This is a genomic window from Pseudomonas sp. B1-22, assembly GCF_050474425.1.
GTDB lineage: Bacteria > Pseudomonadota > Gammaproteobacteria > Pseudomonadales > Pseudomonadaceae > Pseudomonas.
On record NZ_JBCHVH010000001.1, the window covers coordinates 1,064,963 to 1,079,078 of the forward strand.

General features: G+C 65.0%; 12 protein-coding genes. 7 read left to right on the plus strand and 5 right to left on the minus strand.

The features are described from left to right. Nucleotides 1–123 precede the first annotated feature (123 nt). Nucleotides 124–879 (plus strand): DUF599 domain-containing protein, encoded by a 756-nt coding sequence (locus ACQ5BL_RS04965; protein WP_243804841.1) that lies wholly within the window; start codon nucleotides 124–126, stop codon nucleotides 877–879. A gap of 64 nt (nucleotides 880–943) precedes the next feature. Here ACQ5BL_RS04965 and ACQ5BL_RS04970 read toward each other — a convergent pair whose 3' ends face one another. Beyond that, nucleotides 944–1,168 carry a hypothetical protein gene (locus ACQ5BL_RS04970; protein WP_243804840.1) on the minus strand — a complete coding sequence of 75 codons (225 nt, stop codon included), beginning with the start codon at nucleotides 1,166–1,168 and terminating at the stop codon, nucleotides 944–946. A gap of 159 nt (nucleotides 1,169–1,327) precedes the next feature. Here ACQ5BL_RS04970 and ACQ5BL_RS04975 point away from each other — a divergent pair, with 159 nt between their 5' ends. The 5 genes from ACQ5BL_RS04975 to ACQ5BL_RS04995 all read left to right on the plus strand — a co-directional run bounded on the left by ACQ5BL_RS04975 (nucleotide 1,328) and on the right by ACQ5BL_RS04995 (nucleotide 6,322). Then, nucleotides 1,328–1,804, plus strand: coding sequence for a PaaI family thioesterase (locus tag ACQ5BL_RS04975; protein ID WP_207883060.1), 477 nt, complete (start codon nucleotides 1,328–1,330; stop codon nucleotides 1,802–1,804). Next, a complete protein-coding gene (locus ACQ5BL_RS04980) occupies nucleotides 1,801–2,247 on the plus strand; it encodes a PaaI family thioesterase (RefSeq protein ID WP_207883062.1) in 447 nt (148 codons plus the stop codon). Before ACQ5BL_RS04975 ends, ACQ5BL_RS04980 begins: the two co-directional genes overlap by 4 nt. Beyond that, nucleotides 2,248–3,498, plus strand: a complete 1,251-nt coding sequence (locus ACQ5BL_RS04985; RefSeq protein WP_243804839.1) for an MFS transporter — start codon at nucleotides 2,248–2,250, stop codon at nucleotides 3,496–3,498. A 96-nt stretch (nucleotides 3,499–3,594) separates the two neighbouring features. Next, the gene (gene htpG / locus ACQ5BL_RS04990; RefSeq protein ID WP_207883066.1) at nucleotides 3,595–5,499 is read left to right on the plus strand and encodes a molecular chaperone HtpG; all 1,905 of its coding nucleotides are present in this window, start codon (nucleotides 3,595–3,597) and stop codon (nucleotides 5,497–5,499) included. A 91-nt stretch (nucleotides 5,500–5,590) separates the two neighbouring features. After that, the gene (locus ACQ5BL_RS04995) at nucleotides 5,591–6,322 is read left to right on the plus strand and encodes a dienelactone hydrolase family protein (RefSeq protein WP_243804837.1); all 732 of its coding nucleotides are present in this window, start codon (nucleotides 5,591–5,593) and stop codon (nucleotides 6,320–6,322) included. 145 nt (nucleotides 6,323–6,467) lie between these two features. On the opposite strand, the gene ACQ5BL_RS05000 is transcribed toward ACQ5BL_RS04995, so the two are convergent. Both ACQ5BL_RS05000 and ACQ5BL_RS05005 read right to left on the minus strand, forming a co-directional pair. Next, nucleotides 6,468–7,727: a sugar MFS transporter gene (locus ACQ5BL_RS05000; RefSeq protein WP_243804836.1), complete on the minus strand. Its 1,260-nt coding sequence runs from the start codon at nucleotides 7,725–7,727 to the stop codon at nucleotides 6,468–6,470. A 31-nt stretch (nucleotides 7,728–7,758) separates the two neighbouring features. Then, the gene (locus ACQ5BL_RS05005; protein ID WP_207883072.1) at nucleotides 7,759–8,625 is read right to left on the minus strand and encodes a pirin family protein; all 867 of its coding nucleotides are present in this window, start codon (nucleotides 8,623–8,625) and stop codon (nucleotides 7,759–7,761) included. 138 nt (nucleotides 8,626–8,763) lie between these two features. Between ACQ5BL_RS05005 and ACQ5BL_RS05010 the strand changes: the two genes are divergently transcribed. After that, a complete protein-coding gene (locus tag ACQ5BL_RS05010) occupies nucleotides 8,764–9,237 on the plus strand; it encodes a DUF3859 domain-containing protein (RefSeq protein WP_207883074.1) in 474 nt (157 codons plus the stop codon). Nucleotides 9,238–9,401: 164 nt separating this feature from the next. On the opposite strand, the gene ACQ5BL_RS05015 is transcribed toward ACQ5BL_RS05010, so the two are convergent. Then, the gene (locus ACQ5BL_RS05015; protein WP_207883076.1) at nucleotides 9,402–10,418 is read right to left on the minus strand and encodes a response regulator; all 1,017 of its coding nucleotides are present in this window, start codon (nucleotides 10,416–10,418) and stop codon (nucleotides 9,402–9,404) included. Between the two features lie 13 nt (nucleotides 10,419–10,431). Further along, nucleotides 10,432–13,245 carry an MHYT domain-containing protein gene (locus ACQ5BL_RS05020; RefSeq protein WP_430292851.1) on the minus strand — a complete coding sequence of 938 codons (2,814 nt, stop codon included), beginning with the start codon at nucleotides 13,243–13,245 and terminating at the stop codon, nucleotides 10,432–10,434. Between the last annotated feature and the right edge of the window lie 871 nt (nucleotides 13,246–14,116).

Here is a 14,116-nt window from a genome sequence, read left to right on the forward strand (position 1 = left end):
AGCAAGCTCGCTCCTACAGTTGGTCTTGGAACGCGGGCATCGAGCCGTGTCTTTCTCCGCGAATCTGGCGTCTATCCGCCGCGTATTCCTGCAATTTCCTAACGGCCCCGCGCAAGGACAAGCATGACCGACGTCGTCGATCTGTTCGATATCCAGTACCTGTGGAACCTGTTCGCCATCCTCTGGTTCCTCGTCTGCTGGATCGGCTACACCCGCTATGCCAAGGTCAAGGCCCGCGACACCGCGTGCCTGGCCAGCGTGCTGCACCTCTACCGCCAGGACTGGATGCGCCGCCTGCTGCTGCGCGACAACCGCGTGGCCGACGCCAGCGTGATCGGCAACCTGGAGCGCAACGCGTCGTTCTTCGCCTCCAGCACCCTGATCATCCTCGCAGGTATCCTGACTCTGCTGGGCTCCGCCGAACGCACCATCTCGGTACTGGCCGACCTGCCGTTCGTGGCGCCGCCGACCCGTGGCCTGTCGGAGTTGAAGCTGCTCTGCCTGGCGGTGGTGTTCGTGTACGCCTTCTTCACCTTCAGCTGGTGCATGCGCCAATACAATTTCGCGGCCGTGCTGGTGGCCTCCGCGCCGATGGTGGGGGAGCGCAGCGTGGGCGAACAGGAACGCAAGCTCTACGCCGAGCGCGCGGCGCGCGTGGTGTCGCTGGCGGCGCATCAGTTCAACCAGGGCCTGCGCACCTACTATTTCGGCCTGGCGATGCTCGCCTGGTTCATCAACCCGCTGATCTTCATGCTGGTGACCGCCGGGGTGGTGGGGGTGCTGTACCAGCGCGAGTTCCATTCCCGCGTGCTGCACGTGATGGTCTACACGCCGACGTCCCAGGGGGACACCCCGCGCGAAGACGACATCCCGGCCTGAGCAAACGCCGGATGCGACAAGGCCCGCAAATGCGGGCCTTGTGCTGTACAGCGGAAGAAGCGGCTTACTGCTGCTTCTGCTCTTCACCTGCGGGTGCCTGCGGCGCGGTAGCCGGGGCTGCCGGTGCAGCCGGAGCGGCTTCGGGGGCCGGCGGAGTCGTCGGCGCCGGGGTGGCCGGCTGCTCAGTGGCGGCGGGGGCGGCCGGCGCTTTCGGCTCTTCTTTCTTGCCGCAGGCGGCAAGGCCCAGACCGGCGATCAGCATCAGAGCGAGGGGAAGGGTTTTTTTCATGTGGTGCCTCCATGTGCGGCTTTCCTGTTGATAGCCCTTTGAGCACGCGCCCTTCGAATAAGTTCAATGAATATTCCTACAGCGTAGGTTTTCATCACTGTAGGTGGGGCGGGGGCGGGGTATGATGCGGGCCCGTGCAGTCATTCGGTCGCCCACGCCATGAGTGAAACCCCCATTCTTGAGCGCGCCCAGCGCTTTCTCTCGGCCTTGCCGCATTGCCGATTGCTGGGTATCAGCACCCATGCCGCCGACGCTTCCGGCCTGACGCTGCGCCTGCCTTACAGCCAGGCCATCGTCGGCAATCCGGAGACCGGCGTCATTCACGGCGGCGCGATCACCACGCTGATGGACACCACCTGTGGCATCTCCACCCTTTGCGTGCTGCCGCAGTTCGAGATCTGCCCGACCCTGGACCTGCGCATCGACTACATGCACCCGGCCGAGCCCGGCAAGGATGTGTTCGGATTCGCCGAGTGCTACCGCGTCACCCCGACCATCATCTTCACCCGCGGCATCGCCTACCAGGACGACCCTTCCGAACCCATCGCCCATGTGGTCGGCACCTTCATGCGCATGGGCAAGGCGGTTTCCGCCGGCAGCGTGAAGAGCAGCGTCGACGGGGAGGCTTCCGCATGAGCACGCCGAGCATCGAGCAGCTGGTGCGTGAAGCCCACGAGAGCAAGAACTACGACGGGCTGATCGAATCGATTCCCTACGCCAGGCTGATCGGCATCCGCTGCCTGCGGCTGGGCGACGAGGCACTCTTCCACCTGCCGGCCAACCCCGACAACATCGGCAACCCGACGCTGCCGGCCCTGCATGGCGGCGTCATCGCCGGTTTCATGGAGAACGCCGCGCTGCTGCACTTGCTGATGTTCATGGGCATTCCGCACATGCCCAAGATCATCGACTTCTCCATCGACTACCTGCGCGCCGGGCATTTCCGCGACACCTATGCGCAATGCCAGGTCTGGCGACAGGGGCGGCGAGTGGCCAACGTGGCGATCACCGCCTGGCAGACCACCCGCGCCGAACCCATCGCCACCGCACGGGCCCACTTCAAGGTCGACGGCGCCTGAATGGATACCCTGCTGATCCTGCTCGGTCTGCTGCTGATCCTCGCCGGCTACGCCTGGCTGATCATGCAGGCTTTCGGTCGCAGCCTGTTCTGGGGGATCGCCAGCCTGCTGCCGCCCCTGGCGCTGGTGTTCATGCTGCGCCACTGGAGGCACGCACGTGGCGCTGTGGTACTCGGTGGTCTGGGCTGCATTCCGCTGGTGGTCGGCCTGACGCTGCTGGCGGTCCACGACAGCGCGCGCCTGGAGGCCATTCTGCGCCTCGAGTGGTTGCGGCCCGAGCCGGCCGTCAAGCCGGAGCTGGCGATCCAGCTGCGTGGCGAGCTCAACGGCAAGCCGTTCGCGCCCGAGCAGGCCGACCTGATCGACGGGGTACTGAGCCTGCGGGAAGGGCAGGACTTCTACGCGCACCGCGAAGTACGCATTCGCCTGCCCGCACCCGTGGCGACAGAGAAGCCCCTGCGGCTCGACGTGCTGCCCAATGATTCCGGCACCTTGCCGGAGGTCGAGATCAGCTGGCTGGCGCCCGGCCAGGACCTGCCCGAAGCGGTCCGGCTTGCGCGCGGCTACAGCCTGCATCTGGATCTTGCGCCAGAGGCGCCCAATCGCATGGCCGGCGTCTTCCACCTGGTGCTCCCCGCGCCGATGCGCACCACCCTGAGCGGAAAGGTCGAGCTGTACACCAATTACCTGCGCTACCGCGATGGGCAGGTGGACACCCGCGTCGACTCCCAGGACACCCTGGCCTACGTGCTGCTCGACTACCTGCAGCGACGCTTTGCCCGGCGCGATATCGAGCTGGGCAGGTTGCCTCGACTGGATACCTCGCGCCCGCAGCTGGAGGTGCCGGTCAGCTTCAGTGTCGGTGGTGAGCCGCAGAGCGTGTCGCTGACCCTGGCCAAGACCGCAACTCGAGGCTGGGGCGTAAAGGGTGACCGGTATCCGAGCCTGGTCGACAATCCGAAGCCGGCCCCGGCGCAGCCATCGACCCAACCCGCCGAGGCGGCTGGCCAGCCCCCGGTGGCGCCGGAGATCGGCCAGGTCTCCATGCCGCGTCTGCAAGCCGCGCCGGAGCGTTTCGCCAATCGCCACATGCGCGTGCAGACCGAGCAGGGGCGCACGGCCGATGGGACCTTCGTCGGCCTGGATGGCGACGGCCGCCTGGTCATTCGCCACAGCCTGAGCGGCGCGGGAGAGGCGAGCTACGTCCTGCGCCCCAGCGAAGTGGTCAGCATCGAATTGCTCGCGCAATGAGTCTTCGGGGCAAACCCTTGAATTCGTTCAGGAAGCCCCCATCTCGCTGACATCGGCCGCACGACGCGGCATTTGTCATCCTCGGAGCGAGAAACAATGAGCGTGGAGACTCAAAAAGAAACACTGGGCTTCCAGACCGAAGTGAAGCAGTTGCTTCACCTGATGATTCATTCCCTGTATTCGAACAAGGAAATCTTCCTTCGCGAGCTGATTTCCAACGCCTCCGACGCCGCCGACAAGCTGCGTTTCGAGGCCCTGGCCAAGCCCGAGCTGCTCGAAGGCGGCGCCGAGCTGAAGATCCGTGTGAGCTTCGACAAGGACGCCAAGACCGTCACCCTCGAAGACAACGGCATCGGCATGAGCCGCGAGGAAGTGATCGCGCACCTGGGCACCATCGCCAAGTCCGGCACCGCCGACTTCCTGAAGAACCTCTCGGGCGACCAGAAGAAGGACTCGCACCTGATCGGCCAGTTCGGCGTGGGCTTCTACAGTGCCTTCATCGTTGCCGACAAGGTGGACGTCTTCACCCGCCGCGCTGGTGCGCCGGCCAGCGAGGGCGTGCACTGGTCGTCCAAAGGTGAGGGCGAGTTCGATGTGTCGAGCATCGACAAGCCCGAACGCGGCACTCGCATCGTCCTGCACCTGAAGGACGGCGAAGACGAGTTCGCCGACGGCTGGCGCCTGCGCAACATCGTCAAGAAGTACTCCGACCACATTGCGTTGCCCATCGAACTGCCGAAAGAGCATTACGGCGAGGAGAAGGACAAGCCGGCCGAGGCCGAGTGGGAAGTGGTCAACCGTGCCAGCGCCCTGTGGACCCGTCCGCGCACCGAGGTGAAGGACGAGGAATACCAGGAGTTCTACAAGCACATCGCCCATGACTTCGAGAATCCGCTGACCTGGAGCCACAACAAGGTCGAGGGCAAGCTGGAATACACCTCGCTGCTCTACGTCCCGGCCCGCGCGCCGTTCGACCTGTACCACCGCGAGGCCCCGCGCGGCCTGAAGCTGTACGTGCAGCGCGTGTTCATCATGGACCAGGCTGATCAGTTCCTGCCGCTGTACCTGCGCTTCATCAAGGGCGTGGTGGACTCCAACGACCTGTCGCTGAACGTCTCCCGCGAGATCCTGCAGTCCGGCCCCATCGTCGACTCGATGAAATCGGCACTGACCAAGCGCTCCCTGGACATGCTGGAGAAGCTGGCGAGCAGCGACGCCGAAGCCTACAAGGGCTTCTGGAAGAACTTCGGCCAGGTGCTGAAGGAAGGCCCGGCCGAGGACTTCGCCAACAAGGACAAGATCGCCGGTCTGCTGCGCTTCTCTTCCACCAGCGACGAGAGCGGCGAGCAGAGCGTTTCCCTGGCCGACTACATCGGCCGGATGAAGGAAGGCCAGGACAAGATCTACTACCTCACCGGCGAGAGCTTCGCCCAGGTTAAGAACAGCCCGCACCTGGAAGTCTTCCGCAAGAAAGGCATCGAAGTGCTGCTGCTCACCGACCGCATCGACGAATGGCTGATGAGCTACCTGCCGGAGTTCGACGGCAAGCAGTTCGTCGACGTCGCCCGTGGCGACCTGGACCTGGGCAGCCTGGACTCCGACGAGGACAAGAAGGCCCAGGAAGAAATCGCCAAGGCCAAAGAGGGCCTGGCCGAGCGCCTGAAGACCGCGCTGGGCGAGGAAGTCGCCGAGGTGCGCGTGTCCCACCGCCTGACCGACTCGCCGGCGATCCTCGCCATCGGCGAACAGGACCTGGGCCTGCAGATGCGCCAGATCCTCGAAGCCAGTGGACAGAAGGTGCCGGACTCCAAGCCGATCTTCGAATTCAACCCGGCTCACCCGCTGATCGAGAAGCTGGACGCCGAGCCCGACGAAGACCGCTTCGGCGAGCTGGCCCACATCCTCTTCGATCAGGCCGCCCTGGCCGCGGGAGACAGCCTGAAAGACCCGGCCGCCTACGTGCGCCGCCTGAACAAGCTGCTGGTGGAACTGTCCGCCTGAGCCGCCGCCTGAAAAACAAAGCCCGCTTCGGCGGGCTTTGTGCTTTCTTTATCCGCTCCACCCAACCGACAAGCAAAAAGGGGATTACCCAATGAGCCAGATCAGCGTGCAACCGGTCGCCTACAGCCAGGACGGCGTCTCCTTCGAAGGCCAGTTGGTATTCGACGCTGCCAGCAACGCGCAGCGCCCCGGCCTGCTGATGGCGCCGAACTGGATGGGCGTCAGCCAGGGCGCCGTGGATATCGCCCGCAAGGTCGCCGAGCGCGGCTACGTGGTGCTGGTGGCGGACCTCTATGGCAAGGATGTCCGTCCCAATGGCACGGAACAGGCCGCTGCCGCGATGATGCCGCTCAAGGACGACCGCGCGCTGCTGCGCAAACGCATGCAGCTTTCGCTCGCCACGCTGCTGGAGCAGGCCGGCAAGGCTCCGCTGGACACCACCCGGCTGGCGACCTTCGGCTTCTGCTTTGGCGGCTGTTGCGCCCTGGAGCTGGCCCGCGACGGCGCGCCGCTGGCAGCTGCCGTGTCCTTCCACGGTACCCTGGATACGCCGAACCCGGCCGATGCGAAGAACATCAAGGGCTCGGTGCTGGTCCTCGATGGCGCCATCGATCCCTTCGTGCCGCGTGAGCAACTGACTGAGTTCGCCAAGGAAATGATCGATGCCAAGGTCGACTGGGCACTGACCAGCTACGGCGGCGCCGCACATTCCTTCACCGACCCGCACGCGCAGATTCCGGGCAAGATGCAGTACGACGCCAAGGTGGCGCGCCGCGCCTTCGCCGCGATGTTCGACCTGCTGGACGAGCGCTTCGGCGGCTGAAGTCCCCCTGTGAGCAAGAACGCCGCGCCTCTATTGGAGGCGCGGCGTTTTTGTTTGCTCTTCTCTCTGTAGCGAGCTTGCTCGCGAACCGGGCCTCGCAGCGGAGGTCGTTCGCGAGCAAGCTCGCTCCTGCAAAAAGCCTTGCTCAGGGCGCGTTGGCCGGACGCTGCGCAGCCGGCTCGTCGGCACGGTAGCCTTTGGCGCCGAACCAGACGATGTACAGGTAGCACAGCAGCGGGACGGCGAAGGAGTGCAGCAGGCCGATGCGGTCGGCGAAGAAGGCCTGCACCAGCGGCATCACGGCGCCCCCGACGATGGCCATGCAGAGCAGGCCGGAGCCCTTGCTGGTGAGGTTGCCCAGGCCCTCCAGGGCGAGGGAGAAAATGGTTGGGAACATGATCGAGTTGAACAGCCCGATCAGGATCAGCGACCACATCGCCACGTGCCCGCCGACGCTTAGCGCCACGGCGATCAGCAGGGTGATGACCAGGGCATTGCAGGCCAGCATGCGGTTGGCCGGAATGGCGCGCATCAGGGCGCTGCCGATGAAGCGGCCGACCATCGCGCCGCCCCAGTAGAACGACAGGTACTTGCCGGCATGTTCAGGGGACAGCCCGGCGATGTCCGGCTGGCCCATCAGGCTGACCAGGTAGCTGCCGATGGAAACTTCGGCGCCGACGTAGGCGAAGATCGCGATCACCCCGAAGATCAGGTGGCGATGGGCGAACAGCGAATGCCGGCCCGCTGCGGCGCCGTCGCTGGGCTCGCCGTGGTGGATCTTCGGTAGGCGGAACAGGGCGATCAGCACGGCGATGGCGAACAGCAGCCCGGCCAGTACCAGGTACGGCGTCTTCACCGAGTCGGCCTCGCTGGCGGCGGAGCCGCCGATCTGCGAGGCCGCGCCGGCACCGATGGCAAGGATGGTCACCGACCCCACCAGCGGCCCGACCGTGGTGCCCAGGGAGTTGAACGCCTGGGTCAGGTTGAGGCGGCTGGCGGCGGTGGTCGCCGGGCCGAGCACGTTCACGTAGGGGTTGGCCGCGACCTGCAGCAGGGTGATACCGGAGGCGAGGATGAACAGCGCGGCGAGGAAGAAGGGATAGGACTGCGCGCTCGCTGCCGGGTAGAACAGCAGGCAACCGATCCCGGCGGTGGCCAGGCCGACGATGATCCCGCTCTTGTAGCCGACCTTCTCCACCAGCCGACCGGAGGGGAAGGACATGATGAAGTAGGCACCGAAGAAGCAGAACTGGATCAGCGACGCCTCCACGTAGGACAGGGTGAAGACTGCCTTGAGGTGCGGCACGAGGATGTCGTTGAGTGAGGTGATCAGGCCCCACATGAAGAACAGCAGGGTCAGCACGGTCAGGGCGCTGGTATGGCGATTGGCGTGCGATTGGTCCATCGCGGACTCCTTGGGCGGGGAGGGGCCGCGCTCAGCGCGGCAGTTCGATGCGCTCCGACTCGCCCGGCACCGTCGGCCAGTCGCGGGCGGACCAGCGTGCGCGGGCGTTGTCGATCAGCGCCGGGTCGCTGGCGACGAAGTTCCAGTTCATCCGTCGCGGCCCGTCCAGCGGCGCGCCGCCGATGATCACCGCGCGGCAGTCGGTGCAGGCGGAGAGGGTGAAGGTGGCGCCTTCGGGCAGCACCAGCAGTGCGTGCAGCGGCAGCGGCTCATCGTCGAGCAGGGCGTCGCCGTCGAGCAGGTACAGTGCGCGTTGCGGATGCTCGTCGGGAATCGCCAGGGTGGCGCCGGCGCTGAGGGCAAGTTCCGCATAGAGCGTCGGCGAGAGCACCGGGACCGGAGATTCGAGGCAGAAACCCGTGCCCGCGATCATGCGGATGCGCACGCCCAGGGCCTCGCTTTCCGGCAGGCTGGCGGCGGGGTGGTGGCTGTAGCTGGGCTCGCAGCCTTCCTGCTCGCGCGGCAACGCCAGCCAGACCTGCAGGCCGTGCAGGCGCGAGCCGTTGTGGCGCAGGGTTTCCGGCGTGCGTTCGACGTGGGCGACGCCGCGTCCGGCGGTCATCCAGCTGACGTCTCCGGGCAGCACCAGCTGGTCCGAGCCCAGGCTGTCCTTGTGCTGCACCTGGCCCTCGAACAGGTAGGTGAGGGTGGACAGGCCGATATGCGGATGCTGGCGGATGTCCATGCCGTGCTCGGGGGCGAAGGTGCTTTCGAGCATGTGGTCGAAGAACACGAAGGGGCCGACGCTGCGGCATTGCGCGGAGGGTAGGGGGCGCAGGATGGGAACGCCTTCGACGTCTTCGGCGCGTGGGCGGATGCTTAGCAGGGAGTCGCTCATGGACGTTTCCAACAGGTCTGATCTGGGCATGATAGACGCTTGCCGCCGCCCCGACCCGATTCGCGTCGGCACGCTGCCTGTCATCAGCCTGTCACGCCGATGTCATAGCCTCGCGCGGTCCCCAACAAGGAGCGCGACATGTCCATTTCCCGCCTGCCAGCGGCCCTGGCCCTCACCCTGGCTTCCGCCTTCGCCACCTCTGCCTTTGCCGAAGTGCGAGTCACCGGCCCGGTCGAGTACGGCGTCTTCGTCAGCAATTACAAGGATTACCAGCCCGGCGAGCGCGTGCTGACCAGCAGCCAGGAAAAGCTCGAGGCCACGACTCGCGTTCCGGCCAAGCTGGGCACCAAGTTCGGCCTGCGTTACCAGCTCAGCGGCAAGCAGGAAGGCGACGCTCCGCTGACCCTGCTGTACTTCACCCCCGGCGTGGTCACCCCGGACGGCCAGCGCCACGACAAGCTGGAAGTGGTGCAGAAGCTGGTGGTCGGCGCGCCGACCGACGTGATGGCCTACCAGTTCACCGAGAACCACGAAGTGGTGCAGGGACAATGGCGCTTCATGGTGTTCCAGGGCGATCGCCTGCTGGCGGAGAAGACCTTCACCGTCGAGTAAGTCCGGTTGGGTGAAAGCCCGTCGGTTGCCCGTGACGCTGTACACCTTAGAAATACGCCGCGCTCCATGGGAGTCGCGGCGTTTTTTCTGGCCTGCTTCCAGCCCTGACCGATATGCGGTCGGGCTCGCCGACAGGAACAGTACGGGCCTCCGTGTAGCCGGCGTTAAGCGGGCACGGCCTCGGAGTCCATCCATTGCGCCCGGACTTGCAGGATCTGCGGCAGGCAAGCGGCGAAAATCTCCACCAGTTCCGGATCGAAATGCCTGCCGCTCTCGCTGCGGATGTGGGCAACGGCGTCTTCCACCGACCACGCCGTCTTGTAGGGACGGACACTGGTCAGTGCATCGAACACATCGGCGATCGCCACGATGCGGGCCGCGTGGGGGATATCGTCCCCGGCAATTCCGTTCGGATAGCCGCTGCCGTCCCATTTTTCGTGGTGGTTCAGCGCGATGTTCGCCGCCATTTTCAGCATGCCGGAGGCGTGGTTGCCGATGATCCTGGCGCCGATCTCGGTGTGTTGGCGCATCACCGCCCATTCCTCGGGCGTCAGCCGGCTCGATTTGCGCAGGATAGCGTCGGGTATGCCGATCTTGCCCACGTCGTGCATGGGCGCCGCGTGCAGAAGGTCATCGGCGGCGCGCTCGCTGTAGCCGGCGGCCAGGGCGATGATCTTCGAGTAGTTGCTCATGCGGATGACGTGCAGGCCCGTTTCGTTGTCCTTGTATTCGGCGGCGGCCCCCAGGCACTGGACGATCTTCAGCCGGGTTTCCTGCAGCTCATGCGCCTGCACCAGGGACAGGTGGGTGCGCACGCGGGCCCGGACGATGTGCGGGTTGAAGGGCTTGGTGATGTAGTCGACCGCTCCCAGTTCCAGGCCTTGATGCTCGTTGTCCGCTTCCGCCAGCGCGGTCACGAAGATCACCGGGATCGCGGCCGTATGCGGGTCCTGCTTCAAGGTCTGGCAGACCTCGTAGCCGGACATGGCCGGCATCATGATGTCCAGCAGGATCAGGTCCGGGCGATCCGATCGTGCCAGCTCCAGCGCTGTCTGGCCGTTCTTGGCGAAGAGCAGGCGGTAATCGCCTTGCAGGGTATGGCGCAGCACATGCAGGTTGGTGGGCTCGTCATCGACCAGCAACAGGGTCGGGCGCGGGTCGGTCAGTTGAAAATGGTTCATGGTGTCGTCCTGCTCACGGCTCGCCCGGAGTGCTGTGTTCGCTGATCAGCCGTTGCACCAGGGCATGGGCCTGCTGAAACTCGAAGGCGTCCGTCGTCGAACGCAAGGTCTGGGCATGGGTGCGTTGCAGGCTGGTTTCCAGGCCGTTGCAGACGCTCTCCAGGATTTCGTCGTCCAGTTCGTTGTGTGCAAGGAGTTCGCGCAGCCGGTGCATGGACTGCAACAGGTCTTCGGCTGGTGCTGCCATTGCAGGGCTGCTGGCGCTGCGGCGCCTGGAGAGCTCCTCACGGACCGCCTCGAGGCTGGCGCGCAATTGCGGCAGCAGCGCGTGTGCTTCATCGGTGCGCCCCGCCTTCACCATGGCCTCCAGGTTACCGGCCAGTTCGGTTACCACGGGCAGGGCCAGGTTGCCGGCCACGCCACGAAGGCTGTGCAGGTTGAATCCGGCTTCTTCCCAATCGATCTCGCGGGCATCGGTGGCGAGTACCGGGTATTTTTTCGACGCCGAATCCAGCATTTGTTCCAGGGCGCTGACCAGCCGGCTTTCCTGGCCCCAGAGTACCGCCCCGCGTTCCCAGTCGATGGCTGCCGGGGAGAGGGCCTGGGCCGTGGCGGAAGGAGCGGGCCGATTCTGGAGATCCAGGACCATGGCGATCTCCTCGAACAAGCGCGGAACATCCAGTGGCTTGATGGCGAAGCCATCCATGCCTGCCAGCAGGGCTGCCCGGCGGTCTTCCGCCATGACGCTGGCCGTCAGGGCAATGACGGGCATGCGTGGCAGCCCGGTCATGCGCTCATGCTGGCGGATCAGGCGGGTGGCCTGCAGCCCGTCGGTGATGGGCATATGGACGTCCATCAGCGCCACGTCGAAATCGCCGGCCCTCAGGATTTCCACGGCCTCGGCGCCATCGTGCGCCACCGTGACCGAATGGCCATGGTTCTGCAGCGTCAGTGTCAGCAGCTCCAGGTTCTGCGGCACGTCGTCGGCGACGAGAATGCGCAGCGGTGGCAGGGTGCTGGTGCAGATCGGGTCGACCTGCGAGGCGGCCGGCGCGGGCGCTACTGCCAACGGAAGCCACACATGGAAGGTGCTGCCGCGCCCCGGTTCGCTCTCGACGTCGATGCGGCCGCCCATGAGTTCGGCGAGTTGCCGCGCGATGGTCGTACCCAGGCCGGTACCACCGAAGCGCCGGCTGATGGAGGCATCGGCCTGGGTGAAGGGCGAGAAGATGGACTCGATCTGCTGGGGCGTCATGCCGATGCCGCTGTCGCGTACCTGCACATGGACCAGCCCTTCCTTCTGTGCGAAGAGGACGTCCACGCCGCCCTGTTCGGTGAACTTGATGGCATTGCCGATGAGGTTGGTCAGGATCTGCAGCAGGCGCAGCGGGTCTGCCCGGAAGTGCTCGGGCATGCCCGTTGCGTAGTGCGTCGTCAGGGTCAGGTTCTTGGCCAGCGCGCCCAGTCGCAGCGACGACTCGACCTGCATGGCCAGGGCCTTGAGCGAGAACACGGTCTGTTCCAGCTCCAGTTGGCCCTTTTCCATCTTGGTCGTGTCCAGGATGTCGTTGAGCAGGCGCAGCAACGAGCGTGAAGACTGTCGGATGGTGTTGAGGTGATTGCGTTGGCCGGGCGCCAGGTCGGACTGCAGCAGCAGTTCGGTGAAGCCGATGATGGAGTTCATCGGGGTGCGGATTTCATGGCTCATGTTCGCCAGGAAACTGCTTTTTGCCGCCGTGGCCTGTTCGGCACGTTCGGCCGCCTCGCGCAGCGACGCCTCCAGGGCATGACGTTCGCTGATGTCGGTGACGAAGCCGACGAACAGCAGCTCGCCGGGCAGCTCGACGCGGCCGACGGCCAGGCGCACCGGCACCAGGTTGCCGTTCTTGCAGCGGCCCATGATCTCGCGGCTGGTCCCGATGATCCTGGGCTGCCCCGAGGTCAGGTAGTTGTGCAGATAGCCGTCATGACTGGAGTGGTGTGGTTCGGGCATCAGCATCTTGATATTGCGCCCGACGACTTCCTCTGCGTTCCAGCCGAACAGCCGTTCCGCCGCCGGGTTGAACGCCCGGATCATCCCTTTGCTGTCGATGGTGATGATGCCGTCGATCGCGGTGTCGAGCGTGGCGCGCAGTCTTGACCGGTTTTCATCCGCCTCCACGTACAGCTCACGGGAACGGATCAGCCCGTTGACCGCTGCCACCATCACGGTGACGGTGATGGTGAAGGAGGAAAGCCCGAGGGAGGCGAAGGTGGTATTGAGCATCAGGCCATTGTCGGCAACGCCGGTTTCGCCAATGAAGCGTACGGCGGCCATGCCGGTGTAGTGCATGCCCGCGATGGCCAGCCCCATGACGATACCGCTGACATAGAAGCGCTGCAGGCGGCCGAGTCGCGTCTGCTGTATGCCGTAGCGAATCCACAGCGCCAGGATTGCCAGGCTGACGGCGACCGCGATGGACAGTGAGAACATCACCGGCTCGTAGCGCATCTGCAAGGGCGTCTGCATGGCCGCCATGCCGGTGTAGTGCATGGCGCCGATGCCCGAGCCGACGATCACGCCGCTGATGACCAGCTGCGACAAGCTGACGTTGTGTTGAACCAACCTGTGCAGTGCGAACCAGGAGGCAACGCAGGCCGGCACGAACGAGAACAGCGTGACTCCCGTCAGGTAATGCACGTGAGTTGGCAACTCGAACGCCAGCATGCCGATGAAGTGCATGGTCCAGATGCCGCCACCCAGGGCAATCGCGCCGGTGCCGATTGCGGTATGGCGATAGAGGGGACTCCGGGTCTTGCGGGCGATCTGTGCCGATTGCAGCGCCATCGTGGACGAGAAAATCGACACGAAAAGCGACAGGAGTACCAGGCCGGGGTCGTACGTTCCGTGTACGAAAGAGGCGTGATGCGCAGAGTCGATGAAGAAGCTGCTCATTCCTTCCATGGGTTCACCTTGTTCGTCCGTGCAATTCGATGCGCTTTCATCATGTCTGGGTTTTCAAAGAACCGTGGGGGCGCGGCACCGTGCTCGGGAATGAGCAGGCGGCACAGCCACCGGGATGAGTGTCAGGGGGGTATTGGACCCGTCGTGTATTCCTGGCGGGTACGCGGAGCCCGATCTTGCGCAGTTGGTCGTGAGAGCGATGCAGCGATGGATGGCAAACATAGGAAACACGAATCGGGTAATGGACAGCATGGGCGCCGGGGGCAGGCAGTCGGGCGGAGTTGTGCGGGGCTGACACCGTCATCTGGCGTCTGGCGGCTCAAGGCCGGCCCTGGAGGGGTACGCCGTCCATGGAGAGTTGCTGGCTGTTCATGGGAAAGCGCTCAGGTGGCGAATGATAGCACATTGACCTCACCCCCTTGCTTATCCGTTAGCGACAGTTCCTGTCGCTCCATGGGGTGTGCCATGCCGCTCGGGCGATTTGTCGGGTGCGAGCATGACCCCAGGTTCTCTCGTGGGGGCGCGGTCAGAGCCACGCGACCGCGTCAGGCGAGCTATGGCCGCCAACAGGTCGGACTTTTCCTCGCCTACGAAAAAACCTGGATTGCGTCCTTCGGATTGGCAGGCGGGACACAGTTTGTTACTTTGCCTGCACGATAGTGCCAAATTGAGCGTGCAGTCAGAATCGACAGGGGTATCGGGGGCGCCCGCAAGCGCTCCAGCAGGCGAGTTACTGCGTGGTGGTCCGGCAGGA